At 62.5% G+C, this 1,155-nt stretch carries 2 protein-coding genes; both read right to left on the reverse strand.

Features of this window, described 5'->3' with window-relative positions; all coding sequences use genetic code 11:
* Positions 1-450, reverse strand: a 450-nt coding sequence (locus EOA29_RS37210; RefSeq protein ID WP_127222442.1) for an NADH-quinone oxidoreductase subunit J, incomplete at its 3' end; no start/stop codon positions are given.
* A 126-nt stretch (positions 451-576) separates the two neighbouring features.
* Positions 577-1,068 carry an NADH-quinone oxidoreductase subunit NuoI gene (gene nuoI / locus EOA29_RS37215; protein ID WP_127222443.1) on the reverse strand — a complete coding sequence of 164 codons (492 nt, stop codon included), beginning with the start codon at positions 1,066-1,068 and terminating at the stop codon, positions 577-579.
* Positions 1,069-1,155: the final 87 nt, after the last annotated feature.

The raw sequence follows: 1,155 nt of genomic DNA on the forward strand, positions 1-1,155 counted from the left end.
GAGGTAGTCCGTGTAGAGGATGTCGCCGAGCGCGGCCGTGTTGGAGCGCGTGGCGAGGTCCGGCGTTGCCTTCGCCACCGTCGAGGCAAGCTCAGGCGCGAAGCTGTAGCCGCCGAGCACGATGATCAGCTCAGCCGCCAGGATCAGCCCGACCAGCGCGCCGATCGGCGCGTATTGCAGCGCGCCCTGCTTCATCTCGGCAAAGTCGACGTCGAGCATCATGACGACGAACAGGAACAGCACCATCACCGCGCCGACATAGACGACGAGCAGGATCATCGCCAGGAACTCGGCGCCGGTCAGCATGAACAGGCCCGCGGCATTGAAGAAGGTGAGGATCAGGAACAGCACCGAATGCACGGGGTTGCGCGACGAAATGACCATGAAGGCCGACGCCACGGCAATAAAGGCGAAGAGGTAGAAAAAGACCGCCTCTAGTCCACTCAGCATGGGGTTCCCCCGGGTTCCTGTCCGAACACTGGGCTTAGCGCCCCTGCTCGATATCGCCGCCGCCTCCGGCTGGCAAAGTTGGTGTTCCATTAGACGAGGCTCTTCGCCCCGTCCATGCGTCAAATGTCAGCGATAGGGCGCGTCCAGCGCGATGTTGCGCGCCAGTTCCCGCTCCCAGCGATCGCCGTTCGCGAGCAGCTTTTCCTTGTTGTAGTAAAGCTCCTCGCGCGTCTCGGTCGCGAATTCGAAATTCGGCCCCTCGACGATCGCGTCGACCGGGCAGGCTTCCTGGCAGAAACCGCAATAGATGCACTTCACCATGTCGATGTCGTAGCGCACGGTGCGGCGCGTGCCGTCGTTGCGGCGCGGGCCGGCCTCGATGGTGATCGCCTGCGCCGGGCAGATCGCCTCGCACAGCTTGCAGGCGATGCAGCGTTCCTCGCCGTTCGGATAACGGCGCAGCGCATGCTCGCCGCGGAAGCGCGGGCTGATCGGCCCCTTCTCGTGCGGATAGTTGATCGTCTCCTTCGGCGCGAAGAACTGGCGCATCGACAGGAAGAAGGCGCTGACGAAATCCTTCAGCAGCAGGGCCTTTGCGGCTTGAGTTAGTGCACCCATTTGCCACTCCCAAACGCGACCAACGCAATGGTCGCGAACATGACACCCAATATGAGCGGATAAGCCGTCAAGACCCGCTTGAAGAAA

Source organism: Mesorhizobium sp. M1E.F.Ca.ET.063.01.1.1 (assembly GCF_003998155.1).
Lineage (GTDB): Bacteria > Pseudomonadota > Alphaproteobacteria > Rhizobiales > Rhizobiaceae > Mesorhizobium.

What these genes read in the sequence shown, in the direction of transcription:
- nuoI (WP_127222443.1), bottom strand. Translation starts at nt 1,068, where the DNA reads ATGGGTGCACTAACTCAAGCCGCAAAGGCCCTGCTGCTGAAGGATTTC.